General features: G+C 65.2%; 26 protein-coding genes. 10 read left to right on the top strand and 16 right to left on the bottom strand.

Annotation, left to right across the window (positions count from 1 at the left end):
* Nucleotides 1-3 precede the first annotated feature (3 nt).
* Nucleotides 4-543 (bottom strand): shikimate kinase, encoded by a 540-nt coding sequence (locus ACROUL_RS10970; protein WP_431301289.1) that lies wholly within the window; start codon nt 541-543, stop codon nt 4-6.
* 147 nt (nt 544-690) lie between these two features.
* On the opposite strand from ACROUL_RS10970, the gene ACROUL_RS10965 reads away from it, so the two are divergent.
* From ACROUL_RS10965 to ACROUL_RS10950, 4 genes are all read left to right on the top strand, one after another.
* Nucleotides 691-828, top strand: coding sequence for a hypothetical protein (locus ACROUL_RS10965; protein ID WP_431299519.1), 138 nt, complete (start codon nt 691-693; stop codon nt 826-828).
* Between the two features lie 64 nt (nt 829-892).
* A complete protein-coding gene (locus tag ACROUL_RS10960) occupies nt 893-2,410 on the top strand; it encodes a hypothetical protein (RefSeq protein ID WP_431299518.1) in 1,518 nt (505 codons plus the stop codon).
* A gap of 4 nt (nt 2,411-2,414) precedes the next feature.
* Entirely contained in the window at nt 2,415-3,365 is a 951-nt protein-coding gene (locus ACROUL_RS10955; RefSeq protein WP_431299517.1) for a site-specific tyrosine recombinase XerD, read from the top strand.
* Nucleotides 3,366-3,389: 24 nt separating this feature from the next.
* Nucleotides 3,390-4,688 carry an HlyC/CorC family transporter gene (locus ACROUL_RS10950; RefSeq protein ID WP_431299516.1) on the top strand — a complete coding sequence of 433 codons (1,299 nt, stop codon included), beginning with the start codon at nt 3,390-3,392 and terminating at the stop codon, nt 4,686-4,688.
* 107 nt (nt 4,689-4,795) lie between these two features.
* Here ACROUL_RS10950 and ACROUL_RS10945 read toward each other — a convergent pair whose 3' ends face one another.
* Nucleotides 4,796-5,623 (bottom strand): gamma-glutamyl-gamma-aminobutyrate hydrolase family protein, encoded by an 828-nt coding sequence (locus ACROUL_RS10945; RefSeq protein ID WP_431299515.1) that lies wholly within the window; start codon nt 5,621-5,623, stop codon nt 4,796-4,798.
* 157 nt (nt 5,624-5,780) lie between these two features.
* On the opposite strand from ACROUL_RS10945, the gene copM reads away from it, so the two are divergent.
* The 3 genes from copM (at nt 5,781) to ACROUL_RS10930 (ending at nt 8,168) form a co-directional block, all read left to right on the top strand.
* Nucleotides 5,781-6,143, top strand: coding sequence for a CopM family metallochaperone (gene copM / locus ACROUL_RS10940; RefSeq protein ID WP_431299514.1), 363 nt, complete (start codon nt 5,781-5,783; stop codon nt 6,141-6,143).
* 56 nt (nt 6,144-6,199) lie between these two features.
* Nucleotides 6,200-7,153 carry a D-erythronate dehydrogenase gene (denD, locus tag ACROUL_RS10935; RefSeq protein ID WP_431299513.1) on the top strand — a complete coding sequence of 318 codons (954 nt, stop codon included), beginning with the start codon at nt 6,200-6,202 and terminating at the stop codon, nt 7,151-7,153.
* A gap of 97 nt (nt 7,154-7,250) precedes the next feature.
* Nucleotides 7,251-8,168, top strand: a complete 918-nt coding sequence (locus tag ACROUL_RS10930) for a DMT family transporter (protein WP_431299512.1) — start codon at nt 7,251-7,253, stop codon at nt 8,166-8,168.
* A 1-nt stretch (nt 8,169) separates the two neighbouring features.
* Here the strand turns inward: ACROUL_RS10930 and ACROUL_RS10925 are convergent, their stop codons facing one another.
* Nucleotides 8,170-9,372: a pyridoxal-phosphate-dependent aminotransferase family protein gene (locus ACROUL_RS10925; RefSeq protein ID WP_431299511.1), complete on the bottom strand. Its 1,203-nt coding sequence runs from the start codon at nt 9,370-9,372 to the stop codon at nt 8,170-8,172.
* 287 nt (nt 9,373-9,659) lie between these two features.
* Between ACROUL_RS10925 and ACROUL_RS10920 the strand changes: the two genes are divergently transcribed.
* Entirely contained in the window at nt 9,660-11,330 is a 1,671-nt protein-coding gene (locus ACROUL_RS10920) for an ABC transporter ATP-binding protein (protein ID WP_431301288.1), read from the top strand.
* A gap of 40 nt (nt 11,331-11,370) precedes the next feature.
* The gene (locus tag ACROUL_RS10915; RefSeq protein WP_431299510.1) at nt 11,371-12,132 is read left to right on the top strand and encodes a YgfZ/GcvT domain-containing protein; all 762 of its coding nucleotides are present in this window, start codon (nt 11,371-11,373) and stop codon (nt 12,130-12,132) included.
* A gap of 60 nt (nt 12,133-12,192) precedes the next feature.
* On the opposite strand, the gene efp is transcribed toward ACROUL_RS10915, so the two are convergent.
* Entirely contained in the window at nt 12,193-12,756 is a 564-nt protein-coding gene (gene efp / locus ACROUL_RS10910) for an elongation factor P (protein WP_431299509.1), read from the bottom strand.
* 214 nt (nt 12,757-12,970) lie between these two features.
* Between efp and ACROUL_RS10905 the strand changes: the two genes are divergently transcribed.
* Nucleotides 12,971-13,297, top strand: a complete 327-nt coding sequence (locus ACROUL_RS10905) for a DUF6280 family protein (RefSeq protein ID WP_305571636.1) — start codon at nt 12,971-12,973, stop codon at nt 13,295-13,297.
* A 92-nt stretch (nt 13,298-13,389) separates the two neighbouring features.
* On the opposite strand, the gene ACROUL_RS10900 is transcribed toward ACROUL_RS10905, so the two are convergent.
* The 12 genes from ACROUL_RS10900 to bchY all read right to left on the bottom strand — a co-directional run bounded on the left by ACROUL_RS10900 (nt 13,390) and on the right by bchY (nt 25,212).
* A complete protein-coding gene (locus ACROUL_RS10900; protein ID WP_431299508.1) occupies nt 13,390-14,823 on the bottom strand; it encodes a hypothetical protein in 1,434 nt (477 codons plus the stop codon).
* Nucleotides 14,824-14,937: 114 nt separating this feature from the next.
* Nucleotides 14,938-16,293 (bottom strand): TolC family outer membrane protein, encoded by a 1,356-nt coding sequence (locus ACROUL_RS10895; RefSeq protein WP_431301287.1) that lies wholly within the window; start codon nt 16,291-16,293, stop codon nt 14,938-14,940.
* A gap of 94 nt (nt 16,294-16,387) precedes the next feature.
* Entirely contained in the window at nt 16,388-17,041 is a 654-nt protein-coding gene (locus ACROUL_RS10890) for a protein-L-isoaspartate O-methyltransferase family protein (protein ID WP_431299507.1), read from the bottom strand.
* 117 nt (nt 17,042-17,158) lie between these two features.
* Nucleotides 17,159-19,093: a 1-deoxy-D-xylulose-5-phosphate synthase gene (gene dxs / locus ACROUL_RS10885; RefSeq protein ID WP_431299506.1), complete on the bottom strand. Its 1,935-nt coding sequence runs from the start codon at nt 19,091-19,093 to the stop codon at nt 17,159-17,161.
* Between the two features lie 155 nt (nt 19,094-19,248).
* On the bottom strand, nt 19,249-19,476 hold the full coding sequence (gene pufX, locus ACROUL_RS10880) for an RC-LH1 core complex protein PufX (RefSeq protein WP_431299505.1): 228 nt from the start codon (nt 19,474-19,476) through the stop codon (nt 19,249-19,251).
* Between the two features lie 10 nt (nt 19,477-19,486).
* Entirely contained in the window at nt 19,487-20,410 is a 924-nt protein-coding gene (pufM, locus tag ACROUL_RS10875) for a photosynthetic reaction center subunit M (protein ID WP_431299504.1), read from the bottom strand.
* On the bottom strand, nt 20,403-21,251 hold the full coding sequence (gene pufL / locus ACROUL_RS10870) for a photosynthetic reaction center subunit L (protein ID WP_431299503.1): 849 nt from the start codon (nt 21,249-21,251) through the stop codon (nt 20,403-20,405). The genes pufM and pufL overlap by 8 nt, the downstream gene beginning before the upstream one ends.
* 127 nt (nt 21,252-21,378) lie before the next feature.
* Nucleotides 21,379-21,555, bottom strand: a complete 177-nt coding sequence (gene pufA / locus ACROUL_RS10865; protein WP_431299502.1) for a light-harvesting antenna LH1, alpha subunit — start codon at nt 21,553-21,555, stop codon at nt 21,379-21,381.
* Nucleotides 21,556-21,569: 14 nt separating this feature from the next.
* Entirely contained in the window at nt 21,570-21,719 is a 150-nt protein-coding gene (pufB, locus tag ACROUL_RS10860) for a light-harvesting antenna LH1, beta subunit (protein WP_431299501.1), read from the bottom strand.
* Between the two features lie 221 nt (nt 21,720-21,940).
* On the bottom strand, nt 21,941-22,165 hold the full coding sequence (gene pufQ / locus ACROUL_RS10855) for a cytochrome PufQ (RefSeq protein WP_431299500.1): 225 nt from the start codon (nt 22,163-22,165) through the stop codon (nt 21,941-21,943).
* Nucleotides 22,158-23,645: a chlorophyllide a reductase subunit Z gene (gene bchZ / locus ACROUL_RS10850; RefSeq protein ID WP_431299499.1), complete on the bottom strand. Its 1,488-nt coding sequence runs from the start codon at nt 23,643-23,645 to the stop codon at nt 22,158-22,160. Before bchZ ends, pufQ begins: the two co-directional genes overlap by 8 nt.
* Nucleotides 23,646-23,718: 73 nt before the next feature.
* Nucleotides 23,719-25,212, bottom strand: a complete 1,494-nt coding sequence (gene bchY / locus ACROUL_RS10845) for a chlorophyllide a reductase subunit Y (RefSeq protein ID WP_431301286.1) — start codon at nt 25,210-25,212, stop codon at nt 23,719-23,721.
* Between the last annotated feature and the right edge of the window lie 41 nt (nt 25,213-25,253).

The raw sequence follows: 25,253 nt of genomic DNA, 5'->3' as shown, positions 1-25,253 counted from the left end.
ACCTTAGTCCTCCAGCACATCCGGCCGCGTCTTCAACGCGGTGACAACCCGCGCGGCCATGTCTTCGACCGAAATTTCGGGGCTGGCGTCCACCACCAGATCGGCCTCGGCATAAAAGGGCAGCCGGGCAACGTAAAGCGCCCGCAGGGTTTCGCGCGGGTTCGCCGTTCGCAGCAATGGGCGCGTCGTCTTGTGGCGCACCCGCTGCCACAGCAGATCAAGGTCGGCCCGCAGCCAGACCGAAACTCCCGCCTCGTGAATCAGCCTGCGGTTCGCTTCCGACAGAAACGCCCCGCCCCCGGTCGACAGCACGCAAGGCTCGCCGCGCAAAAGCCGCGCGATCACTTCGGTCTCGCGGGCACGAAAGAATGTCTCGCCGTCGCGCTCGAAGATTTCGGCGATGCTGCGGTCGGCGGCGCGTACGATCTCTTCGTCGCTGTCGCGGAACTCGACCCCAAGAACCCGGGCGAGCGCGGTTCCGACGGCCGTCTTCCCGGCCCCCATCATCCCCACCATCACCACTGTCTTCGCCAATTGGCCCATCGCGACCCTGCACATACCGGCTTCCCTGCGGCAAAGCCCCGCCGAAGGGAAATAATCATCCCTGAATGGCGTGAAGTCTTGCCGAATGCTATATACATTCGCAACAACCGCCATGATGAAGCGGCTGGGCAGAAGGAGGCACCGCTGATGGGACGCGTGATCAAACTGTTGGTGCTTCTCGTCATTGTCGGCTTCATCGGATTGGTCGGCTTTGCCTATCTTGCCGACCTCGCGCCGCCTCAGGGTGATGTGACCAAACCCGTGGTGCTCGATGCCGGCGATTGAGACGCGCCTTCCAACCACTTGTGGTGCTCTGCTCGCGGGGGTGGTCTCTTGCGGAATTTTCCTGTTGCCGTCAGGTGCCTTGGCCCAGGGCGATGCGCCGCTGTCCGCAATCGACTGGCTGTCGCGATCGGTAACCACCCCGGCCTCGGCGGCGGCACCCTCGGCCACGCCCGGCCTGCTTGACGAACCACCCGTCGCAGATGGCGGCGCACTTCCCGAACCCGTCGCCACCTCCACCCTCGACGGCCCCTCGCCCGACAGCGTCGGCCTGATCACGACCGCCGTCTCGGGGCTGCCGCGCAAGCTGTGGGGCGCCGGCCTGACGGTCGAGATCGCCGAGCGGCTAACAGCCGAACAGGTGGAAACCCTGCCCGCGCTGCGCCAGTTGTTCCTGACCCTTCTGCTTGCCGAACTGGAAGCCCCGGTCGATTCCGGCGGTCGCGGCGATCTTCTGCTGGCGCGGATCGACAAGCTGCTGGCGCTCGGCGCACTGGAACAGGCCGCCGCCCTGATCGACGCTGTCGGCGCCACCACGCCCGAAATGTTCCGCCGGTCCTTCGACGTGGCGCTTTTGACCGGGGCCGAGGATCGCGCCTGCGAACGGATGCGGTCCTCGCCGAACCTTGCCCCCACAATCCAGGCCCGCATCTTCTGCCTCGCCCGCTCGGGCGACTGGGATGCCGCCGCCCTGACCCTCCGTTCGGCCGAGGCGTTGAACGAGATTGACGCCAATCAGGCGCATCTTCTGGCCCGCTTCCTCGACCCCGACCTTTTCGAAGGCGAACCGCCGCCACCGCCACCGAAACCTGTCACCCCGCTGGACTGGAAGATGTTCGAGGCGATCGGCGAACCGCTTTCCACCAGCGGTCTGCCACTGGCGTTTTCCTACGCCGAACTTGGCCCGCAATCGGGCTGGAAGGCGCAGATCGAGGCTGCCGAACGCCTGACCCGCGGCGGCACCATCCCGCCAAACGTCATTCTCGGGCTATACACGGAACGCGAGGCTGCGGCCTCGGGCGGGGTGTGGGACCGGGTGATCGCGTTCCAGAACTTCGACGCGGCGCTGGCCTCGGGCGACACAGCCCGCATCGCCGCCGCCCTTCCGCCGGTCTGGGCGCGGATGCAGGAGGTGGAGCTGGAAGTGCCCTTCGCGCTTCTATACGGCAAGGCGCTCGGCACGCTCTCCCTGACCGGAGACGCCGCCCGCATCGCGTTCCGCGTGGCGCTGCTGGCGCCACAGTACGAAACCTTCGCCCGCAGCCGCACCCCTGCCGACCTGACCGAAGCCTTCCTGATCGCCATCGCCAAGGGCGAGGTGCAAGGCGTCACCGCGCCCGACAGCCTTGGCCGTGCCATCGCCTCGGCCTTCACCGCCCCCGTCGCCTCGACCGAGGCCAAGGCGCTGATGGATGGCAACCGCCCCGGCGAAGCGATCCTTGTCGCAGTGGAAAACATCGCTCGCGGCGTGCAAGGCGACCTTCGCGGCGTCAGCGAGGGCCTGTCGCTCCTCCGCCTTGTCGGGCTGGAAGACGTCGCCCGCCGCACCGCGCTTGAACTTATGACCCTTGAACGTCGCGGCTGACCACATGCCCGAGCCCCGGTCCAAGGCGGAAAGCGACCGCTGGATTTCCACCTTTCTCGATGCGCAGGCAGCCGACCTTGGGGCCGCGCGGAACACCCGGCTTGCCTACGGCCGCGACCTTCTGGATTTCACCGGCTGGCTTGACCGGCAGGGCAGCAGCCTTGCGACCGCCGACCGCGCAAAGGTCGAGGCCTACCTTGTGCATTGCGACGCGCAGGGGTTGGCAAAGGCCACCCGCGCGCGCCGCCTGTCCTCGATCCGCCAGCTTTACCGCTTTGCCTTCGACGAAGGCTGGCGCAGCGACAACCCAGCCTTGCGCATCTCTGGCCCCGGCAAGGTGCAGCGCCTGCCCAAAACCCTGTCGGCCGACGATGTGACTCGCCTGCTCGACGCCGCTGCCAGCAAGGGCCGCACACCGGCCGACCGGCTGCGCAACCGCGCGCTCTTTGAGCTCCTCTACGCCACAGGAATGCGGGTATCCGAACTTGTCACCCTGCCTGTCGCTGCCGTTCGCGGCGACCCGCGCATGATCCTCGTGCGGGGCAAGGGCGACAAGGAGCGGATGGTGCCCCTTTCCACCCCGGCCCGCAGCGCGCTGGTCGACTGGCTGGCACAGCGCGACCGCGATGACGACGCCGCGCGCAAGGCCGGCAAACCCGCCTCCAAATACCTGTTCCCCGGCCCCGGTGCCGCCGGCCACATGACGCGGCAGCATTTCCACCTGATGGTCAAGGATGTAGCCGCCCTTGCCGGCATCGACCCCGCCCGCGTGACACCGCACACCCTGCGCCACGCCTTCGCCACCCACCTTCTGGCCGGGGGGGCCGACCTGCGCGTGATCCAGACGCTTCTCGGCCACGCCGATCTGGCCACGACCGAGATTTATACCCATGTCCTTGACGACCACCTTAAGGACCTCGTGCTGAACCACCACCCCCTTGCCCGCAAACGCTGACCTGCCCCTGATGATGGACGCCCGATGACCGCAGCCTTCGACACGGCCTTCTGGGCCAACCTTGCCGCGATCATCGTACTGGTCGTGCTGGCTGCGATCGTAGCAGGCGCCGCCACGGCGCTGTCGGCGGTCTCGCGCGGCAAGCTGAAGGCGCTGGCCGACAAGGGGTCGCACGGCGCGCGCCACGCCCTTCGCCTGACCGACAACCGTGAACGGACAATCGGCGCGCTTTTCCTTGGGTCAACTGTTGTCAGCGTCGTCGCGACCGCGCTTGCCACGGTGCTTGCCCTGCGGCTGCTCGGACCGTCGGGCATAGTCGTCGCCGTCCTCGGGGTTGCCGCAATCCTTCTGGTGTTCGCCGATTTCCTGCCCAAGGCGCTTGCCCTCACGCTTCCCGAAACGGTCGCAACAAGCACCGCGCTTGTCGTGCGTCCTCTGGTTGCGGTGTTCGCCCCGATCGTACGCATTGCGGGCGCCAGCGCGCGCGGCATCCTTCGGCTGTTCGGCATCAACGCCGACCCCGGCGGCCAGATGCTGGCCTTGCGCGAGGAAATCGCCGGCGCAATCGCGCTTGGCCATTCCGAAGGTGCGGTCGAAAAAGAAAGCCGGGACCGCCTGCTTGGCGCGCTCGACCTCAGCCACCGCACGGTGGACGAGATCATGCGCCACCGACGCCAGATCGAGATGATCGACGCCGCCCAGACCCCCGACGACATCATCACCCAGGTCCTCGCCTCGCCCCACACCCGTCTGCCGGTGTTTCAGGGCAGCGACGACAACATCCTCGGCGTCGTCCACGCCAAGGACCTCCTGCGCGAGGTGGACCGTCTGGTGCGCGGAGCCGAGTCCACCGCCGGTATCCAGACACTCGACATCGTCAAGGTCGCGATGAAGCCCTACTTCATTCCCGACACCACCTCGCTTGACGAACAGATGCGCGAGTTCCTTGCCCGCCGCACGCATTTCGCGCTGGTGGTCGATGAATACGGCTCGTTACAGGGCCTGATCACGCTGGAAGACATCCTTGAGGAAATCGTCGGCGAGATCACCGACGAGTTCGATGTCGTCCTGAAGGACTCTCATCTGGTGCGGTCCGAGGACGGCAGCTTCCTGATCGACGGCGCGATGACGATCCGTGACCTCAACCGCGCGACGGATTGGCGTTTGCCGGATGGCGAGGCGAACACCATCGCCGGTCTCGTGATCCACGAGGCCCAGATGATCCCCACCGAGGGGCAGGTATTCAGCTTCCACGGTTTCCGCATCGAAGTCGTCACCCGGCGCGAAAATCGCATCACCCGCCTGAAACTCCGCCCGCTCTGATCTTGAGGAGCGGCGTGCCGCCGCATGGTTTGAAGGTCGCCGGCGCGGCCAAGGGCCGCTTGTCTCCGTTGCGCTCCGCGCGGGGGATATTTCAGGAAGGGGAAAGTTCAGGCGCGTTTCAGGGCGGGTGTTGTGCTGCGCCCGGCCCAGGCGGCCGCCGCCTCGCCAAAGGCCCGGAACAGCGGCCGTGACACCGGGTCGGAACTTGCGTTCCATTCCGGGTGCCATTGCACCGACAGGGTGAACCCTGGCGCGCCGTCGACATAGATCGCCTCGGGTGTGCCGTCCGGCGCCCAACCGTCAATGACGATCCGGCTGCCGGGCGTGGCGATCCCCTGCCCGTGCAGGGTGTTGGTCATTACCTCTTCCGCTCCGAACAAACGGTGGAACACGCCGCCCCGTGCCAGCTTTACCGCATGGCGCAACGCGAACTGCTCCTCCAAGGTGCCATCCGGCGGCATCCGATGGTTCATTCGTCCTGGCAGGTCGCGGATCTCGGGGTGAAGCGTGCCGCCCATCGCCACGTTCACTTCCTGAAATCCCCGGCAGATGCCCAGAAACGGCTGCCCGCGCTCGACGCAGGCGCGCACCAGCGGCAGCGTCACCGCATCGCGCCCACGGTCGAAAAAACCATGCGCCGGGGTTTCTTCCTCGCCATACTCGCTCGGGTGCACATTCGGCCGCCCACCAGTCAGCAGGAACCCGTCGCACAGCTCCAGAAGCTCCGCCACACTGACAAAGCGCGGGTCGGACGGAATGATGAGCGGCAGGCAGCCCGCCACCTCGGCCACGGCGGCCGAATTCATCGTGCCACCGGAATGCACCGGATAGCGGTCATTCATCATGTAGCTGTTGCCGATGATCCCGACGACGGGTCGCCGGCTTGCCAGACAGGACATTTCTGCGCCGATTTCGGTTGCGAACTCCCCAACCATACGCCCCGCCGCCGCCGGGGTGAAGAGCCTGCCCGCGCACAATGCATGTCCACTGTCGCAGAACGCCCTATTATCGGGCAGACTCACGCGCTGGTGACTTGCCTTCCCAGCGTGGGAAGCCGGCAATCAATGCCCATCCGTAACGCAGGAGATTCGCATGACCCCTCGCAGCTTCATCCTTGCCGGCCTCGCCGCCGCCACCCTCGCCCTCCCGCTCGTCGCGCAAGAGACCGACCATTCGGGCCACATGATGTCGGGCGACGAAAGCCCCGCCACCATGGCCTTCATGGAAGCCAACATGAAGATGCACGGCGACATGGAGATCGACTACTCGGGCAATCCCGACGTCGATTTCCTTCGCGGCATGATCCCACATCATCAAGGCGCGGTCGACATGGCGCGCATCGTGCTGGAACACGGACAAGACCCCGAGGTGAAGGCCTTCGCCGAAAAGATCATCGCGGCGCAAGAGGCCGAAATCAAATGGATGCAGGACTGGCTGGCCAAGAACGGCGGCTGATCCTGCTTGGCCTTCGGCTCCCTTTGTGATCCTGTCGGCGCGCAAAGGGGGCCAACATGCACATTCTCATCCTCGGGGCGGCCGGCATGATCGGCCGCAAGCTGACCGCCGCAATCACCGCAGGCGCGCTGCCTTTCACCCGGCTGACCCTCGTCGATGTCATCACTCCGGCGCAGGTGCCCGGCGCCACCTCGCTGGCGCTCAACCTCACCGACCCTGCGGCCGCGACAACGCTGCTGAAACACCGCCCCGACCTGATCTTCCACCTCGCCGCCGTCGTCTCGGGCGAGGCGGAGGCGGATTTCGCCAAAGGCTACGCTACCAACCTCGATGCCTCCCGCGCCCTCTTCGATGCCATCGCAGCAATCGCCGATTACCACCCGAAACTGGTGTTCGCCTCGTCGCTCGCGGTCTACGGCGCGCCGTTCCCGAAGGTGATCCCCGACGATTTCCACCTGACCCCGCGCACCAGCTACGGCACGCAAAAGGCGATGACGGAACTTCTGATCACCGATTACAGCCGCCGCGGCTTTTTCGATGGCATCGCGATTCGCCTGCCCACCATCTGCATCCGCCCCGGCACCCCGAACCGCGCCGCCTCGGGCTTTTACTCTTCGATCCTGCGCGAACCCCTTGCAGGCCTGCGCGCCACGCTGCCGGTGCGCGACACCTTGCGCCACTGGTTCGCAAGCCCCCGCGCCGCCATCCGCTACTTCCTGCGCGCGGCCAGCCTCACCCCGGCCGAGATCGGCCCCGACCGCGCCCTCACCATGCCCGGCCTCTCCGCCTCAGTGGCCGAAATGATCGAGGCGCTGCGCCGCGTTGCAGGCCAGAAGGCCGTCGACCTCATCACCCATGCCCCCGACTCCGCCATCGCGGCGATCGTCGAACCCTGGGCCGAAGCGTTCGAGGCGTCCCGCGCCCGCGCCCTCGGCTTTCGCGCCGAACAGGACTTCGACGAAATCATCCGCATCCACCTCGAAGACGAACACCCTACGCGGACAAATTGACTCAAATTTCGCCTTCCTCTTTGCCCAATTATCCCACGGGGGTCCGGGGGTGTGAAACCACCGGCGGCCCGCCACCGGGCCAGTCGGCTGGCCTTTGATGCCCCGATCGTCCCCCGCCCGCCCGCTCGTCGGCATCGCGCTCATCCTGACCGCGATGGCGATCCTGCCCACGATCGACGTGCTGGCAAAATTCCTCGGACAGGCGGGGATGCCGATCCTGATGATCGTCTGGGCGCGCGCGCTTTTCGGGGCGCTCCTGACCTTGCCCTTTGCGCTGCGGGCCGACGGGGTGCACGCGTTCCGGCCAGCAAGGCCGCTCCACCACATCGTCCGGGCGGCGCTTCTCTTCACCGCCACCTTCTCGTTCTTCACCGCGCTGAAACATCTGCCGATCGCCGATGCACTGGCGATCTTCTTTGTCAACCCGCTGGTGATCGTGGTGCTGTCCGCGCTTATCCTTGGGGAAAAGGTCGGGCCACGGCGTTGGACTGCGGTCATGGTCGGATTCATCGGCACACTGATCATCATCCGTCCCGGCCTTGTCAACCTGAACCCCGGCACGCTTTACGCGCTGGTGTCCGGCGTGGCGCTCGGCAGCTATTTCGTGATGACCCGCCACATCGCCGGCCAGTCGGACGCGATGGTGCTCACTTTCCAGACCTCGGCGCTTGGCGCGGTCCTGATGACGCTGGCGCTGCCCTTCGTCTGGACCACGCCCTCCCCGCAACAATGGCTGATGTTCGCGGCCCTCGGCGTGATCGCCACCTTCGCGCACAACCTCATCACCCGCGCCTATGAACACGCCGAGGCCTCGCTTCTGGCCCCCCTCGCCTTCACCGAAATCATCATGGCTACGCTGCTCGGCTGGTGGTTCTTCGGCGATCTGCCAGTTGGCTGGACGGTGCTTGGCGTGACCATCCTGATCGCGTCGGCAGTCTATATCTCGGTGCGCGAACAGCACGCCGCGCACCGGCAACGCCAGGCTGAACGTCGGGCGGATGTCCGGGTCTTGTAGATCAGGCCCCCGCCGCGACCACCTTCGCCGCCGCCGCCAAGGCGCCCTGCCCGTGCGGAATGTCCAGCGCGATCATCCCCGCCTCCATCACGGCCAGCGCGCCCAGCGTCATGTGCGCGTTCACATGCCCCATATGCGCCACCCGCAGAAAGCCGTGATAGGCCGGGTCATCCGACGAGGCCATGCCAAGGCCGATCCCCAGCGTCACGCCCGCCTGCTTTTCCGTCCACGTCCGCAGCCGCGTCGCGTGCGGCGCGCCCATCCGGGCCGCCGTCACCGACCAACCCCGCGCGCCCGGATCGGCCACGTTCATCGCGATCGCCGGATTGCCCGCGCCCCAGGCATCAAACGCAGCCCAGACCGCCCCCGCCAACACCCGGTGCCGGTGCCAGACCTGCGCCAGGCCTTCCTCGTTGATCATGTCCAGCGCCTCGCGCAGCCCGTAAAGGTGATGCGTCGGCGCGGTGCCGTCCCAGTATTGCCAGAACTCCACCGGCTCGGCGCGTGGGCCCCATGCCCAATAGGGCGTCGCCAGATCGCCGCCCTTGCAGCGTTGCCGCGCATTTTCCGAAAACCACACGAAGGCCAGCCCGGGCGGCGTCATCAAGCCCTTCTGGCTGGCGGCCACCGTGACATCGACGCCCCACTCGTCCATCCGGTATTCGTCACAGCCAAGCGATGCGATGCAATCCACCGCCAGCAATGCGGAATGCCCCGCCGCGTCCATCGCCGCGCGCAGGGCCGGAATGTCGGTCTTGACCGAACTCGCGGTGTCGACCTGCGTCGTCAGCACCGCCTTGATCTTATGCCCCGTGTCGGCCCGCAACGCCGCCTCGACCCGGCCCATGTCCGGTGCCACGGCCTTGCCGAAATCCAGCACCTCGACGTCCACCCCCATCGCCCGCACGCTGTTGGCCCATGACAGGCCAAACTGCCCCACCGCCAGAGCCAGAGCCTTATCGCCCCGGCTGAACAGGTTGGCGTTCGCGGCCTCCCATGCCGCATGACCGTTGCCGATGTACATCGCCACATGCGCCGCCGTGCCTGCCACGCGCCGCAGGTCGGGCCACAGCCCGGCGACCAACTCGATCAACCCGCCCTCGTAGATATTTGGCGACCCCCGGTGCATCGCCTGCAACACCCGGTCGGGCATAGTCGAGGGGCCGGGAATGGCAAGGTACGGGCGGCCGTGGGCAAGGCTCATGCAGATACTCCATCGCTGACCCGCCATGGCTATGCCTCCCCGCGGGGCGCGTCAATCGCAGGCCAGCCGAACCTGCCATACGTTTGCCAGACACGTGCCAGCCCACCACCGGGGCACCTCGGACGGGGCGCCTCGGACGGCACGGCTTGAGGCGCACCTCCATTCCAGCTAGACCCGTGTGGCGTCGCCAGAAAGGCCCGGTCCCGTTGCAACCCGCCCGCACCTACCGTTCCCGCGAGCTTCTGGCCCGCTTTTGGCGCAGCTATCTGAGCCCCTACCTGCCCCTGATGCTGGTGGCCTTCGTGCTGATGGTCGTCGAAGGCTCGACGCTCGGCCTGCTCAGCTACATGATCGAACCGCTCTTCGACAAGGTTTTCGCCTCTGGCGGGCAGGCAGCCCTTCTTGGCGTGGGCGCCGCGATCCTCGGCCTTTTTGTCACCCGCGCGGTGACCTCGGTCACTGGCCGCTGGCTCCTGACCAAGGTCAACCAGAACGCCGCCGCCGCGATGCAGACCGATCTCGTGCGCCACCTACTTACGCTTGATGCCTCGTTCTTCCAGACCCACCCACCGGGCAGCCTGATCGACCGCGTGCAAGGCGACACGATGGCCGCGCAGGGTGCAGCAACAATGGTCATCACCGGCGTCGGGCGCGATTTCGTCGCCCTCGCCAGCCTCTTCGTGGTGGCCATCAACATCGACCCGTGGTGGACGCTGGCCGCCTTGATCGGCACACCGCTCCTTTTGCTGCCGGCGCTTGGCCTGCAACGCTATATCCGCCGCAAGACCATGCTGATGCGCGAACAATCCGGCCTGCGCGCCACCCGGCTGGACGAGATCTTTCACGGCATCCAGGCGGTCAAGCTGAACCGGATGGAAGACTACCAGTCGGGCCGCTTCAGCGGCATCGTCCGCCGCATCGTGCGTGCCGAGGTGAAATCTGCCGTCGGCCGCGCCATGATGCCGGGGCTTGTCGACATCGTCACCGGCATCGGGTTCTTCGCGGTGCTGATGCTTGGCGGGCGCGAGGTCGCCGAAGGCACCCGCACCACGGGCGAATTCATGGCCTTCTTCACCGCGATGGCGCTGACCTTTCAGCCGATCCGCCGACTCAGCGAACTTGCCGGCGTCTGGCAGATCGCCTCGGCCAGCCTTGAACGGGTCTATTCCCTCCTCGACACACCATCCGAAAGCCACCGCCCGGCGGTCAGTGTCGCCCTGCCACCGCCCGGCCCGCCCGAGGTCCGGTTCGAAGATGTTGTCTTCGCCTACCCCGACCGGCCGGTGCTGAACGGCGTCAGCTTCACCGCCGAAGCGGGTCGCGTCACCGCACTTGTAGGCGCATCCGGGGCAGGCAAGAGCACGATCTTCCAGCTGATTTCGGCGCTGGCCGAACCCGCCTCCGGCCGCATCCTGATCGGCGGCGTCGATACTGCGGGCATGACCCTGCCCGACCAGCGCGGCCTTTTGGCCAGCGTGTCGCAGGACGCCGCACTTTTCGACGAAACCCTGCGCGAAAACCTGACCCTCGGGCGCAACGACCTGATCGACGACCGCCTCGCCACGGCCCTCGGGGATGCCGAGGTGTCCAGCTTCATCGACAGCCTGCCGCTTGGCCTCGAAACCCCCGCAGGCCCGCGCGGCTCGGCCCTGTCCGGCGGCCAGCGCCAGCGCATCGCCATTGCCCGCGCACTGCTTGCCGACGCGCCGGTGCTGTTGCTGGATGAGGCGACCTCCGCGCTCGACACCCGAACCGAAGCCGCCGTCTCCGCGGCCCTCGCCCGCGCGCAATCGGGCCGCACCACCCTCGTCATCGCGCACCGCCTGTCGACGGTAAGGGACGCCCACAAGATCATCGTCCTCGACAAGGGCCGCGTCGCCGAAGAAGGCACCCATGCCGACCTTCTGGCCAAGGGCGGCCTCTACGCCCAGCTTCACGACCTGCAACTGCGCGAGTGACCCTTTCCTTCCCCCCGCCACGCGCCCTATACCTAGCCGCATGACAGGCGAAGCCGCACCCGACCGCACCCTCTGGCAATTGACCGGCACCGACGCCCTGCACTTTCTGCAAGGCCTCGTGTCCAACGACATGCGCCCGCTCGAGGCGGCCCCCGGTCTTCTCTGGGCCGCACTCCTCACACCGCAGGGCAAATATCTGGCCGATTTCTTCGTCATTCGCCCGATCGACGGCCCGGTGCTGATCGACATCGCCACAGCCCTCGCCCCGGCCACGCTAAGGCGCCTTACGATGTACCGCCTGCGCGCCGACGTGCAGATCGCGCCCTCACCCCTGTTCGTCCGGCGCGGCCTCGGCACGCCGCCCGCAGACGCTTTCCCAGACCCGCGCCACCCCGCCCTCGGCTGGCGCGCCTATAGCGCCACCGAAGGCAGCGCCCCCGTCATCGACTGGGACGCTATCCGCGTCGAGCACCTGATCCCCGAAACCGGGATCGAGCTCATCCCCGATGACACCTATATCCTCGAGGCCGGGTTCGAACGGCTGCACGGCGTCGATTTCCGCAAGGGCTGCTACGTCGGTCAGGAAGTCACCGCCCGGATGAAGCACAAGACCGACCTGCGCAAAGGTCTCGCGCGCGTTCGGGTCGAAGGCTCCGCCCCCTTGGGCAGCGAGATCACCGCCGGGGAAAAGACCGTCGGCACGCTGTTTACCCAAAGCGGCGGCCATGCCATCGCGCAGCTGCGCTTCGATCAGGCAACGGGCGAGATGCGCGCCGGCACCGCCCGCCTCTGGCGCGCCTGAAATCTGGCGCGCATGAAAAAGGCCGCCCAACGGCGGCCCCGTTCTCAAATCTGACCCGCCTCAGGCGCGTTCGGAATATTCCATCAGTTCAGTATGCACGATGATGACCTCGTCGACGTTGATGAACGGCGGCACCATGATCCGCACGCCATTGTCCAGCACCGCAGGCTTGTAGGATTTGCTGGCGGTCTGGCCGTTCTGCACCGGCTCGGTCTCGACCACGCGGCAGGTGACTTTCTGCGGGATCGTCACGTTCAACGGCTCGTCACCGAAATACTGCACCGACACGGTCATGCCATCCTGCAGGAACGGCCGCCGCTCGCCCAGAAGGTCCGCGTCCAGTTCGATCTGCTCGTAGGTCTGGCTGTCCATGAACACCAGCCGCCCGTCGTTTTCATAAAGGAACTGCTGGTCCTTCATCTCAAGCTCGACCTGCTCGACCTTGTCTTCAGACCGGAACCGCTCGTTCAACTTGCGACCGTCCCGCAGGTTCTTCAACTCGACCTGCGCGAAGGCCCCGCCCTTGCCCGGCTTGACGTGGTTGACCTTCACCGAGGCCCACAACCCGCCGTCGTGTTCGATGATCGTCCCGGGACGGATCTCGTTTCCATTTATCTTCGGCATTGTGGCCAAACCTTGTACAAAAGTTGAAGAATTGGGAACCGCCCCTATATCTACGCGGTTAGCCCCTGGCAAGACGACTAAATGCAGTAAGACCGGCTCCGAGCCATGCACTACGCGCATGGCAGTCATTCCAAAGATGAAGGGCCGAATCGTGTTCAAATCGTTACAAGCGCAGGACGCAGCAGAAGACAAGAGCAAGAAAAAAGGAAACCCGATGCTCGATACCATCGACAGCACCGCATTCAACTTCGAACAGGGTCAGCGCGCACGCAAGCTTTTTGCCGCCGTGGTTCTGGCTGCTCTGGACGACGCGATCGCGGATGACAAAAAGTACGGCAACGGGCCTGACCAGATCGCCCGCTGGGCGCGGTCGCGCGACGGGCGCGAAGTGTTGTCCTGTGCCGGCATCGACCCGAACGAACGTGTCGTGAAGGGTCTGATGGAGTTCGTCTCGAAAGGCGTGCGCACTTCGGTAGCACTCAGCCGCGAAGAATCCGAACGCCGCCACGCGATGGAAGCCGAACAGGCAGAAGCCGCCTGATCCTTCGGAAACACCGAAGCAAAAGCAAACGCGCCAGCTTTGGCGCGTTTTTTTGTTGGCTCATGCCTTGGATTGGCTGGCGTCCGCGAGGGTCACTCGTAGGGACGTGAGGCCAGCGCCCGGTTGATCTCGGCCCGCACCAGCTTGCGCACGTTGCGGGTGATCCGCTCGCCAAGCGCGCCCTGCAATTCCTCGCGGATCAGGTCACGCACGATCTCGTTCAACACGTCCTCGTCCACCATCGCGTAGCCCGGCTCAAGGTCGGTCCCCTCGGCCTCTTCGGCCTGGATCGCCAGCGCCAACTCATCGCTGCCAGAGCCAACGTCACTGGCGCTCGTCTCTGCGACCGGTTCCGCCTGCGCGATGACAGCCTCGGCCATGCTCGGCTCGGCGACCACCGGCTCAGCTACCACGGGGTCAGCTACCAACGGCTCAGCTACCACGGGCTCGGCGACCACCGGCTCAGCGGCCACTCGCTCAGCTTCCAACGGCCCGGCAACCACCGGCTCGGCAACCACGGCCGTAGCAGCTTTTGCCTCAACGACCGGCGGCACATCTGCAACGGGCGTCGGTTCAGCTGCCGCCCGGCTGCGAGGGTGCGCGAAGAACGGCACCGGCTCTTCCGGCAAGTCCTCCTCGGGCGACAATTGCATGTCTGCGCCTTCGGCCACCAGTTCGGCGTCCTCTACCTCTTCGGCAAGCTCGGCAAGCGTCGGCTCCGGTTCTTCCCAGATTTCGTCTTCCCACTCGGCGTCGATCAGGTGCAGCGTCGCCGCAGCCTGCCCGGGCGAGTTTGTCAGATTGGCCGACTGCTCCCACGCGCTTGCCCGCGGTTCGGGGGCCGCCTCACCCTCAAACGTCGGCAGCGGTGCCGCAGCATCCGCATCCGCGACCGGCTCGGCAAGTGCCGCATGAATCGCCGCAGCGGTCTGGTCGACCGGTTCAGCAACAGCTTCGGCCACGGCCTGAACCTCCGGTTCGGCCACGGTCTCTGCCACCGGCTCGACCACCTCAGTGGTCGCAAACCTTTGGGTCGCAAACGCGGCCACAGGCTCAGGCTCCGCCACAAACTCAGGCACAGCAACAAGCTCGGGCTCCGCCACAGGCTCAGGCTCGGGCTTCGCCACAAGCTCAGGCACAGCGACAAGCTCGGGCACAGCAGCAAGCTCGGGCAAAGGCTCCGCTACAAGCTCCAGCTCCGCCATAGGATCAAGTGCCACCTCTGCAACTGGCTCCGGCGCATCCGGCGCTGCCACCTCAGGCACCGCCGCGACGTCGGTTTCAACGCCCAGACGATAGATCTCTGCCCCGCCCTCCGCCTCGGCGGGAACCGGCTCCGGCTCCCGCACGGCCTCGGCCAGAACCAGAGGTTCCGGCGGTACATCCGGCACCACCCGCAGCGCGGGCGTCAGAAGCAGCTTGTCAAAGCCCAGATCGCGCGTCCGAGAGCGTGGCTCGGTGGAAACCAGCCGCCTAATCGACGACAAGACATCCTCGATCTCATGGTTGCTGAGCGGTTCCGACATCGCAGCGCATTCCGTTCCTGTTGCCTCTTGGGCTCACATAATCACATACCGAGGCAGATTAACACTGGGCAATGACAAGGCTATACTAAACCTAAGGTTGTGTCACCTTGCTGGTCAGTTCCCGATCTTCTTCAGGATGCGGTCCAACTTCTTGCCCTGCGGCGACGTCGACGGGGCATTCTTGACCGCGTCGTAATAGGCCTCCGGGTCGTAGGTCGGAATGCCAAGCTGAAGGTGGTCCACCGTCAAAAGCCCCAACGACGACAGCACCTGATAGATGGCAATATATTTCTGCGCAATGGCTTCAAGCTGCGCATTGCGCGCGTCCAGCAGCTCCTGCTCTGCGTCCAGCACGTCCAGCGTGGTGCGGGCACCAACAGCCGCCTCCTCGCGCACGCCGACGAAGGCCGTCCGCGCCGCCTCCACCTGTTGAGTCGTCGCCTCGATCGACGCCGCCGATATCTCAAGATTGGCCCAGGATACGCCGACACCCTGCGCGATAAGCACCGCGGTCTGCTGCAGTTCCGCACTAGCGCGGTCCTTGCCGGCAAGCGCCTGACGATAGACCGACGACAGCCGTCCGCCGGCATACAGCGTCTGGTTCAGTTCGATCCCCACAGTTTGCTCATCCAGCCCGTCGTTGTCGCGGCTGACAGAGGCTTGTGCGCCAATGGTCGGCAGCAGGTCCGCTTTGGCAAAATCGACCTGGCGTTCAGCAATCGCCACCAGATGCTGCGCCTGCAGCAGTATCGGATGTGTCTTCAGCGCCACCGATTGCGCCTCCGCCAACGTGCGCGGCAACTTTGGTGCCGATGGCACCCCGGCCAACTTCCCGGGATAGGCTCCGATCGCGGCCTTGTAGGACTCGCGTGCCACCATAAGCTGGCCTTCCGCAGACGCCAAACCTGCGCGCGACTGCGCAAGCCGTGACTCGGCAATCGCCACGTCGGTGCGGGTGATCTCACCCACATCAAACCGGTCCTGCGCGGCACCTAATTCCTCGGTAAGCAGCCGGAAGTTCGCTTGCTGCAGCGACACCACTTCCTCAGCCCGCCGCACATCCACATAGGCCTGCACCGCCGCAAGCAACACCTGCTGCTCGACGTCGATCAGCGCCTGACGCGTCGCCAGGACGCTTTCCTTTGCAATCGCGATGCCCAGTTCGTTGCGTCCGAAATCAAACAGCGTCAACTGCGCGCTCACGAGCAGCGAAGAACTCAGCCCTTCCGTCGTGATGACCCCGAGGGCTGTATCCAGTTCGGCTTTGCGCCATCCGCCCAGTGCAGTGAACTGCACCACCGGACGCAAGCTGGACAGGGCCTGCGCAACATCTTCGTCCGCCGCCCGCAAAACGGCGCGATTCTGGTCAAGCAGGTTGGAATTGCGGTATGCAGCGACCAGCGCGTCTGCCAGCGTCTCGGCGTTCGCCACCGGCGCCGCCGCCACGCCCGCCAGCACAACCGCAGCCATCCGAAGCCACATGCGCATCCTGTCACCCTTTCATTATGGGCCTAATGCCCAATCCAGCGCGCAGCCGAACAACCTCAAGCTAGGCGCGTAACAGTTAAAGCGTGAATCCACGCTGCACTGCAAACCCGTCCAGCACCGGCGCGGACGCGTTGAACAGCGGCCGCCACGTCATCCTGCCGTCGATCTTGTAGCCGACCTTTGCGGTGCCAACACCGTCGTCCATGAACAGCGCTGCAATCCGGCCGCCTTCTTTCAACTGTGTCAGCAGCGCATCCGGCACTGTATCGACCCCGCCTTGTATGGTGATCACGTCATAGGGCGCATGTTTGGGGGCGCCCTTCACCAGCGGGCCGGTCACTACGGCGGCATTGTCCACGCCTTCGACCGACAGCAGGCGCTGCGCCTCCGCAGCCAATGCTGCGTCTTCTTCGACCGCCACCACAGCGTCGGCCAGCCGCGCGATCACCGCCGCCGAATAGCCAAGCCCGCATCCGATATCCATCACCATTTCGGTCGGCTGAATGTCCAGCGCGTCCAGCATCTTGGCCAGCGTCCGCGCCTCCAGCACCACCCTGCCCCCGCCAATGTCCAGGTTTTCCCCGACATAGGCCGCCTCGCGCTTGTCGCCCGGCACATAGGCCTCTCGCGGGACCGACAGCATCGCATCGATGATAGGAAATTTCGTCACGTCCGACGGTCGCACCTGCGTATCGACCATCATCACGCGGCGGGTGGCGAATTCGCTCATTCTGAACTCATCGGTATGGTTTTCGGTTGGGTCAGTATTGCCACAGAAGCAAAGGCGGGGCAACCCGCAGGACATAAAGAGATCATGGGTTTGGCAGCCGCTACCCCTGCACGCAGGTCAGATCAAACGGGGTTTCGGCGACAGCCGCGCCGGCTCTCCCAGACGCGCTGCAAGCTTGCGCACCAAACCGGCAATATCCTCGGCCCGAAGGCCCGCTTCGGCATACATTTCCGCAGGGCTCGCCTGATCGATGAACGTGTCGGGCAAGGTCATCGTTCGCACCATCCGCCCCCGGTCCAGCCCGCCGGAGTTTGCCAGATAATGCAGCACCAGCGCGCCGAAACCGCCGGTAGCCCCCTGTTCGATCGTGATCAGCGCTCCGTGATGCGCGATCAGCTGGTCGATCAGCGCGGTGTCCAAGGGCTTGGCAAACCGGGCATCGGCCACCGTCACCTGCACACCATCCGCCTCCAGCCGTTCGGCGGCCAGAAGCACCTCGGCCAGATGCGCCCCGAACGACAGGATCGCCACGTCGCCACCCTCGCGCAGCACCCGGCCCCGGCCGATGTCCAGCGGCACCCCGCGCGCCGGCATCTCCACCCCCGCGCCCTCGCCGCGTGGATAGCGAAACGCGATCGGCCCGCTGTCATGCGCCACCGCCGTCGCCATCATGTGCACCAGCTCCGCCTCGTCCCCCGCCGCCATTACCGTCATGTTCGGAAGGTTCGCCAGAAACCCCACGTCAAACGCCCCGGCATGGGTCGCCCCGTCCTGCCCGACCAAGCCCGCCCGGTCGATGGCAAAGCGCACCGGCAGGTTCTGCAACGCCACGTCATGCACGATCTGGTCATAGCCGCGCTGCAGGAAGCTCGAGTATATCGCGCAAAACGGCTTCATCCCCGATGCGGCCAACCCGGCCGCAAACGTCACGCCATGTTGCTCGGCAATTCCTACGTCGAACACCCGCGCCGGAAACCGCCGCGCCATGATGTCCAGACCCGTGCCCCCCGGCATCGCCGCCGTGATCGCGACGATCTTGGGGTCGCGCGCAGCCTCGGCCGTCAGCGTCTCGCCAAAAACCTGCGTATAGCTTGGCGCGTTCGACTTGCCCTTGACCTGCGCGCCCGTCGCCACGTCGAACTTCGCCACGCCGTGATACTTGTCGTCTGCCCCTTCGGCGGGGGCATAGCCCTTGCCCTTCACCGTCACGCAATGGATCAGCACCGGCCCCGTCGCCCGCGCCTTTGCGGCCCTAAGTGTCGCGAGCAATTGCCCCATGTCATGCCCGTCAATCGGCCCGATGTAGTCAAACCCGAACTCCTCGAACAAGGTTGCCCCGCCCGGCAGCCCCGTCACCAACTGCCGCGCACGCCGTGCGCCATCGCGCACCGGGCCGGGCAGCGACGCCTCGAACCCCTCGGCCGCCGCCTTCAGCGCGGCCAGTGGTCCCTTGTCGGCAATCGAATTGAGATAAGTCGACATTGCCCCCACCGGCGGTGCAATCGACATGTCGTTGTCGTTCAGAATGACGAACAACCGTTCCTTCAGGTGCCCGGCATGGTTCATCGCCTCATAGGCCATACCGGCCGTGATCGCGCCGTCCCCGATCACCGCGATGGTGTCACCCACCGGCATCCCCATCTCGCGGCCCACGGCAAAGCCAAGCGCCGCCGAAATCGAGGTGGACGAATGCGCCGCGCCGAACGGATCGAACTCGCTTTCCGACCGCTTGGTGAACCCTGAAAGTCCGCCCTTCTGCCGCAGCGTCCCCATCCGTTCCCGCCGCCCGGTGATAATCTTGTGCGGATAGCACTGGTGGCCCACGTCCCAGATCAGCTTGTCCAAAGGCGTGTTGAACACCGCATGAATAGCCACCGTCAGCTCCACCACTCCAAGGCTCGACCCAAGGTGCCCGCCGGTGCGTGACACGACCTCGATCGTCTCTTGCCGCAACTCGTGAGCAAGGCGCGCCAGTTCGTCGTCGTCCAGCACCTTCAGGTCGGCGGGGCCGGCCACGCGGTCAAGGGTCGGGGTGCGGCTTGGGGCATCCATCGGAGCTCTCCTTTGAAAAAAGTGCCGTGCGGGCCAGCCACACGGCACCAGGTTCCTGTCGCCAACAGGAAGGGAACCGGGCTCATGGTGCGCCCAGACTTCGGGCCGGCAATGACCCGAAGGGAGTCAGGGGGCGCACCGCGCCCCCCGTTTTATCACGCGACCGCGGTCACCGTCACCGGAGCAATCGCGCTCCAGGTATTCGGGTCGGGCGATTGCTTGCTCTCTTCCGGCAAGAACTGCCCCACCGCCCAGATCACCGTCAGGATCAGACCGAACCCGACGACAACCGCCGCGGCATAGCCTGCACCTTTCATCATCTGGTTCGCGATCCAGATATTCAGCTGCGATTTGCGGCTGACCTTGAAGTAGTCGTCAGTCATCTTTCACTCCTCAGTTCAGCGGCGCATAGCCGTGCTGTTGGGCCCAGACATACCAGTTGTCCACGACCGTGCCGGTCAGCAGGATCCCGATACCTCCGGTCAGCGTGACCAGGATGGCGAACCACCAAGCCCAGCGGTGAATGCCTTCCATCGTGGCGTTGAAGCCCATCGTCCAGCGCCAGAACAAGGCGGCGCGCTCGGATGCGGTTCCGCGGTCAACGATCTGTTCCAGTTCCCGGTCGCCACCAAAGCGGCTGACGGCGAGGATCGTCGCGCCGTGCATCGCGAACAGCAGGGCGGACCCGTAAAGGAACACGATGCTCAGCGCGTGGAACGGATTGTAGAACAGGTTGCCGTAGGTAAGGCTGAAGTTGTTGGTCCAGTCGAGGTGGGTGAAGACGCCGTAAGGCACCGCCTCGGACCAGCTGCCCATCAGGACCGGGCGGATAAGGCCCAACACCAGGAACAGCCAGATCGCGCTGGCAAAGGCCCAGCACACATGCTTCCCCATCCCCAAAGCCGATGCGCGAAGATAGCTGCGCACCCACCAGGACAAGACCGCAATCAGCAGGAAGAACGAGGCGATCAGGAAGTAGCCGCCTTCCCGCAGCGGCGGAATGCGAAGGCCCCATTCCGGTGCCGGCGGATCAAGCGAGAACCACAGAAGGTCGCGCACGAACACCGCCGGATTGTAGCCCGCCTGATCCCAGAACCAGAACCCGACCATCAGAAACCAGGTTGCTCCGGCAAAGAGCGAGATGGTGCCCATGGTGCCCAGATAGATCGGGCCAAGCTGGGCGTTGCCGAACCACCCCGCGAGGGTCGAGAAGCTTGCCCCCCGCGTCCGGTTCGCCAGATCCACGCCCTCGACCAGACCCGCTTCCGGGGCGCCGCGAACCTGTAGCTGGTTGAAGATGTTCTGATACTCAGCCATTTACGCCTCCCGCAATGTTGGCCCACCACGGCAGCTGCAGCCACCAATCCCACCACACGACCCACTGGTCGAACCAGATTGTGCCCGAGATCACGATGCAGATCGCGCTCCAGAAGCCCGCGTTCAGCGCCAGCAGAAGGCCCAGGCGGTGGATGCCCAAGGTGCCGACCGAATAGCCGATGAAGTCGCGGAAGAACGTGTCCTCGTGATCCGGAGAGCGGACCTCGCGGCCCTTCTCCGGGTTGGCCGCCGACAGGATCAGCGCGCCATGCAGCGCCAGCGCCAGAGCGTTGGTAAAGAAGAAGCTCACCGCGATCATGTGCACCGGGTTGTAGTGAAAGTTGCCGTAAGTGTAGCCCGTGTTCGACACCCAATCGAGGTGCGTCCAGATGCCGTAGGGAAAGGCGTATCCCCAAGCCCCCATCAGGACCGGCCGGATCACGGTCAGCGTCAGGTAAGCAAAGATCGCCACCCCGAAGGCAAAGGGCACATGGTAGCCCATCCCCAGCTTGCGGCAGATTTCAACCTCGCGCAGCGCCCAACTGATGAACGCCGCCGCGGCGCACATCGTCACAAGCTGCCAGATGCCGCCATCAGCCAGCGGCGCCAGCGCCAGGCCATATTCCACCCGAGGCGGGTCGATCGAGATCAGCCAGGGGTTCCAGACCCCCTCCATCGCCGTCCCGTAGAAGATCAGGATAGTGCCAAGTGCGGCAAAGAACACCGTCGTGACACCAAAGAAGCCGACGTAGAAAGGGCCGACCCAGAAGTCGAACAGGTTCCCGCCGACCAGCGTGCCTCCCGGCACGCGATATTTTCGTTCGAAGCTGAGCAGTGCCATGCTTCCCTCTCCACTTGCGCAAGCCAGATACCACCGGGGCGCGGGCGGCCATGCCTGAAGTTGAATTCCCTTGGGGTCGTGACGGGCGACAGCCACCGGCGGCCGCCCGCAACAGGGGTAGGTCCAGTTACTCGGTGGCTGCGACGGGGGCGTATTTGGCGCCCGCTTCCTCAAGCCAGTTGTAGCCGGGGGTGCTCAGCAGGACGAGGTGAATCATCACTGCCAGCAGGAAGAGGAAGACACCCTGCGCCACGAAGACGCGACGGGGGTCGAAGATCAGCCAGATTTTGTAAAACTTTGACATCTCTTGTTCCTCTCTCAGAACCACGGGCGCCAGATGAACACCGCCAGATGAGCAACAACGGCAACGGTCACAAACAACCAAAGCCCGCTCATGTAGACGGAGTGCAGTTCTTGCGCCTGCTCGTCGGTAAGACCTGTGAAACTCAGGTCAGTTCTATCAGCCATGTTATCCTCCGAAGGGGTAGACTGACGCCGCATACCCTGCGGCTGGGTTCACGGTTCGGCGGTATGCCTCCCCGAGTTTCTCCGCACCCCGGAGGGAGGCGGTGAATGTCATGTCCGGCGGGCGTGGGCGCACAGGCCGCTGGATGATCGAGCGTCGGGGATGTCCGGTCCCCGTCGAACTGCACTCTCCGCGATGTCGCGGAAAGCGAAGGGCGTAACCGTCAGGGACGGAAGATCGCCGGCGTGATCGCGCCCGCCTCGCGCCAGGCACGGGCCAGAGGCCCATGCACCGGCAACTGCCGTTCGCTGATCATTTTCCAGACCCAGCCCACCGTGGCGAAGGGGATCGCCATCAGAAAGATCAGGGTAAAATAGATGCGGAACTCCGCCTTGGGTGTGCGGTGGGCGTGGTGCCCGCCGTGCTCTCCGGCTGTATGATCACTCATGCGACCCTCCCTTGATGCTTGCCGTCGCAGGGCGCGGATCGGTCCGCAGCGCCGCGACATATTCCAGCACGACGCGTTCCGCGCCGTGATCCAGTGCCGATTTCTCGGCCGCGTCGCGCAACGTGCGCGCCGCTGAAATCCGTGTCAGAACAGGGTGTTCTCCGACGATCCTGTCCAATTCCATCTGCGCATCGACATCCCACGGGAAGTCGCGCCGCAGCGTCGTGGGCGTCGCCGCCGCACTGTCCATCTCCGATCCGAGGGGAAGGATGTGGAACAGCGCCTCGAAAAGCCCGTTGCACACTTCCTGCAAGATCCAGACGCAGCCCGCATAGCCCATGAAGGGCGTGCCGGTGTGCCTGCGGATCGCGGCACCGGGAAAGCTTGCGGCGATGAAACTTGGGGCCGGGCCATGCCCACCCTTCATCTCCGCCATGTACATCTTCTCGTTGATCGACCCCATCACGATCAGCGGCCGATGCTGCTTCAGCATCGCGCGCACCGCCTCGTTGTTGGTCTTGGTGCCGGCCACCCGCGCCACGGCGAAGGCGCACGGCAGGCCAAGGTCGCTTTCCAGATAATGCCGCACGCCGCGCGCATAGGTCTCGTTCGCGACGATGGCAAAGTTCGCCGTCGCAAAGAAATCCTGCGTCACGCTGCGCCAAAGATCCCAGACCGGCTTCAGCGTCGAATGCTTTTCCTTCGCGATGAAGGGTTGCGGGTCGAGACCGAGGAGTTCCCCCAGCGTTTCCAGAAACTTCGTCGTCGACTCCAATCCAAACGGCGCCTGCAGATAGGGCTTGCCCAAGCACTCCGCCAGACCCCGGCCAAACTCGCGGTACATGACGATGTTGACGTCGGCGTTCACCAGGTTCCGCATCTCGGCCAGATGGGCGCCAAGCGGCATCACCATGTTGACCTCTGCACCGATGCCTTCGACCAGACGGCGGATCTCGTGCAGGTCCGACGCCATGTTGAACGTGCCGTACATCGGCCCAAGGATGTTGACCCGCGGCTTCGCCCCGTCGGCGCGTTCCGCTTCAGGCGGCATCCGCCCCTTGGTCATCCCGAATTCGGTGAAGATCCAAGTCATCGCGCGGTCGGCGCACTGCCACTGGTCTTCGTCTATGGTGCGCGGCAGGAACCGCTGGATGTTCGTCCCGGCTGGTGTGACCCCGCCGCCGATCATCTCGGCAATCGAACCCGTGACCACCACTGCAGGCAGCGCCGGGTCCAGCGTCTTCCACGCCCGTGCCATCGAGGCTTCGGTGCCGGAACTCATCTCGTCTTCCGCCAGTCCCGTCACCACGATGGGCAACTCATGCGGCGGCAGCGCGTCGGTGTAATGCAACACCGATGTCACCGGAAGGTTCTCGCAGCCAACCGGCCCGTCGATCACGACCTGCAGGCCCTTGACCGCGCAGAAGGCATAGACCGCCCCCCAGTATCCGCCCGCCCGGTCATGGTCCTGGATCAGCATGGGGTCGCCCCCTGCCATACACATGCCATACACATGCCAGACGCTTTGCAGACGCTCATTTCGCGGCGAGAGGTCAAATCATCTCCTCCGCTTTCGCTGCCTTCGCGGCCTTGTCGAGCTTCTTCTGGTGGATCGCCCGGAAGTCCGGACGAAGGTTCGGCGCACCTTCCCAGATGCCCGCAGTCTCATCTTTTCCGACGCCCTCGAAGAACGCCTTCATGCCGTCCATACGATCCTTGTTGCCCATCGCGGCATTCACAACCTGCGCCAAGGACCCTGCCCCGGCCGGTCCCATCAGCGGCCGGGCCGAGATGAGGTTCGTGAAGTAAAGCGCTGGAATTGCCAGCTCTTTTGCCTTCTGCACCACCGGCGTTGTCCCGATCGCCAGATCCGGCTGGAACCCGGCCATCGCCGCGCAGTCGTCTTCCAAGCTCGCGCGGTATTTCACCGCCACGCCCTTGGCTTCCAGCCACTCGCGGTCCGCCGCACTCCATTCGTTCTTGGCACAAGCGGTGCCGACATACTTCACATCCGCGCCGCTCTCGATCAGCAGCCGCGCAACCAGAAGCTCAGACCCCTCATACCCCGACACCGTGATACGCCCCTTCACCGGGTTTGCAGCCAAAGCCGCCCTGATCGCCGGTCCAAAGGCGTTCTGAGCCAAAGCAACCTTTTCCGCATCAATTCCATACGCTTCGCCGATGGCCTTCATCCACGCCATCGTGCCGTCTAGCCCGACCGGAGCCGATCCGACGACCGTCCGCCCCGCCTGATGGAACTCGCGGATCGACGCCGTGTAGAACGGATGGATCGCCGCCGCGACACCGCAGTCGAGGGCTGAATAAAGCTCGCGCCATTCCCGGCACGGCACCACCGGCCCCGCCGCCAGACCCATTGGGGCCAGCATCGCGCCGATCATCATCGGGTCCGCCGGGAACATCTCGCCCAGCAAAGCCACAGTCGGCCGATCCGACCGCCCACGCTCCGGCGCCTGCACCGGGCCTGCCTCGATCTCGGCGCGGGCGTATTTCAGCATGGCACCCGCCAGCACATCCTTGGCCTCGGCATGGGTCGGCACGCCGAACCCCGGCACGTCGATCCCGACGATCCGAACGCCATTGATCTCGCTTGGCAACAACTTCAACGGAACGCCGGAAGCTGTTGGAACACAAAGGTTAGTCACCACCACCGCATCATAGCGATCCGGGTCCGCCAGCTCATGCACGGCGTCGCGGATGTCTTCGAACAATTTGCCCGTGACCAAGCTTTCTGAGTTGAAGGGCACATAACCTACAGACCGCCGCGCGCCGTAGAAATGGCTCACAAAGGTCAGCCCATACACACAGCAGGCCGAGCCCGACAGCACCGTCGCCACCCGCCGCATCCGCAACCCGACGCGCAAGGAGCCAAACGCAGGGCACATCGACTGCGGCTTGTCATGCGGGCCCTGTGGATAGTCGCGCTGAAACCCGTCCAGCAGTTCCGAATTGCCTGCCGCCCGCGCCGCGGCTTCCATCGTGGCCGCCCCCGCATGGCAGCCCATCCCGTCGACCGGCGCGCTCGCCATATCGGGCGAGGCACCATCGGACGGCAGGCTCACACCCTCCG

The sequence above is a fragment of the Tabrizicola sp. BL-A-41-H6 genome (genome assembly GCF_050632395.1).
GTDB lineage: Bacteria > Pseudomonadota > Alphaproteobacteria > Rhodobacterales > Rhodobacteraceae > JAUYQR01.
This window is presented reverse-complemented; position numbering and strand designations above follow the sequence as displayed.

Excerpts from the sequence above, each read along its gene's own strand:
- ACROUL_RS10970 (WP_431301289.1), bottom strand. The coding sequence starts at position 543 with ATGGGCCAATTGGCGAAGACAGTGGTGATGGTGGGGATGATGGGGGCC.
- ACROUL_RS10965 (WP_431299519.1), top strand. The coding sequence starts at position 691 with ATGGGACGCGTGATCAAACTGTTGGTGCTTCTCGTCATTGTCGGCTTC.
- ACROUL_RS10955 (WP_431299517.1), top strand. The coding sequence starts at position 2,415 with ATGCCCGAGCCCCGGTCCAAGGCGGAAAGCGACCGCTGGATTTCCACC.
- ACROUL_RS10950 (WP_431299516.1), top strand. The coding sequence starts at position 3,390 with ATGACCGCAGCCTTCGACACGGCCTTCTGGGCCAACCTTGCCGCGATC.
- ACROUL_RS10945 (WP_431299515.1), bottom strand. The coding sequence starts at position 5,623 with ATGGTTGGGGAGTTCGCAACCGAAATCGGCGCAGAAATGTCCTGTCTG.
- copM (WP_431299514.1), top strand. The coding sequence starts at position 5,781 with ATGACCCCTCGCAGCTTCATCCTTGCCGGCCTCGCCGCCGCCACCCTC.
- denD (WP_431299513.1), top strand. The coding sequence starts at position 6,200 with ATGCACATTCTCATCCTCGGGGCGGCCGGCATGATCGGCCGCAAGCTG.
- ACROUL_RS10930 (WP_431299512.1), top strand. The coding sequence starts at position 7,251 with ATGCCCCGATCGTCCCCCGCCCGCCCGCTCGTCGGCATCGCGCTCATC.
- ACROUL_RS10925 (WP_431299511.1), bottom strand. The coding sequence starts at position 9,372 with ATGAGCCTTGCCCACGGCCGCCCGTACCTTGCCATTCCCGGCCCCTCG.
- ACROUL_RS10920 (WP_431301288.1), top strand. The coding sequence starts at position 9,660 with ATGCTGGTGGCCTTCGTGCTGATGGTCGTCGAAGGCTCGACGCTCGGC.
- ACROUL_RS10915 (WP_431299510.1), top strand. The coding sequence starts at position 11,371 with ATGACAGGCGAAGCCGCACCCGACCGCACCCTCTGGCAATTGACCGGC.
- efp (WP_431299509.1), bottom strand. The coding sequence starts at position 12,756 with ATGCCGAAGATAAATGGAAACGAGATCCGTCCCGGGACGATCATCGAA.
- ACROUL_RS10905 (WP_305571636.1), top strand. The coding sequence starts at position 12,971 with ATGCTCGATACCATCGACAGCACCGCATTCAACTTCGAACAGGGTCAG.
- ACROUL_RS10900 (WP_431299508.1), bottom strand. The coding sequence starts at position 14,823 with ATGTCGGAACCGCTCAGCAACCATGAGATCGAGGATGTCTTGTCGTCG.
- ACROUL_RS10895 (WP_431301287.1), bottom strand. The coding sequence starts at position 16,293 with ATGGCTGCGGTTGTGCTGGCGGGCGTGGCGGCGGCGCCGGTGGCGAAC.
- ACROUL_RS10890 (WP_431299507.1), bottom strand. The coding sequence starts at position 17,041 with ATGAGCGAATTCGCCACCCGCCGCGTGATGATGGTCGATACGCAGGTG.
- dxs (WP_431299506.1), bottom strand. The coding sequence starts at position 19,093 with ATGGATGCCCCAAGCCGCACCCCGACCCTTGACCGCGTGGCCGGCCCC.
- pufX (WP_431299505.1), bottom strand. The coding sequence starts at position 19,476 with ATGACTGACGACTACTTCAAGGTCAGCCGCAAATCGCAGCTGAATATC.
- pufM (WP_431299504.1), bottom strand. The coding sequence starts at position 20,410 with ATGGCTGAGTATCAGAACATCTTCAACCAGCTACAGGTTCGCGGCGCC.
- pufL (WP_431299503.1), bottom strand. The coding sequence starts at position 21,251 with ATGGCACTGCTCAGCTTCGAACGAAAATATCGCGTGCCGGGAGGCACG.
- pufA (WP_431299502.1), bottom strand. The coding sequence starts at position 21,555 with ATGTCAAAGTTTTACAAAATCTGGCTGATCTTCGACCCCCGTCGCGTC.
- pufB (WP_431299501.1), bottom strand. The coding sequence starts at position 21,719 with ATGGCTGATAGAACTGACCTGAGTTTCACAGGTCTTACCGACGAGCAG.
- pufQ (WP_431299500.1), bottom strand. The coding sequence starts at position 22,165 with ATGAGTGATCATACAGCCGGAGAGCACGGCGGGCACCACGCCCACCGC.
- bchZ (WP_431299499.1), bottom strand. The coding sequence starts at position 23,645 with ATGCTGATCCAGGACCATGACCGGGCGGGCGGATACTGGGGGGCGGTC.
- bchY (WP_431301286.1), bottom strand. The coding sequence starts at position 25,212 with ATGGCGAGCGCGCCGGTCGACGGGATGGGCTGCCATGCGGGGGCGGCC.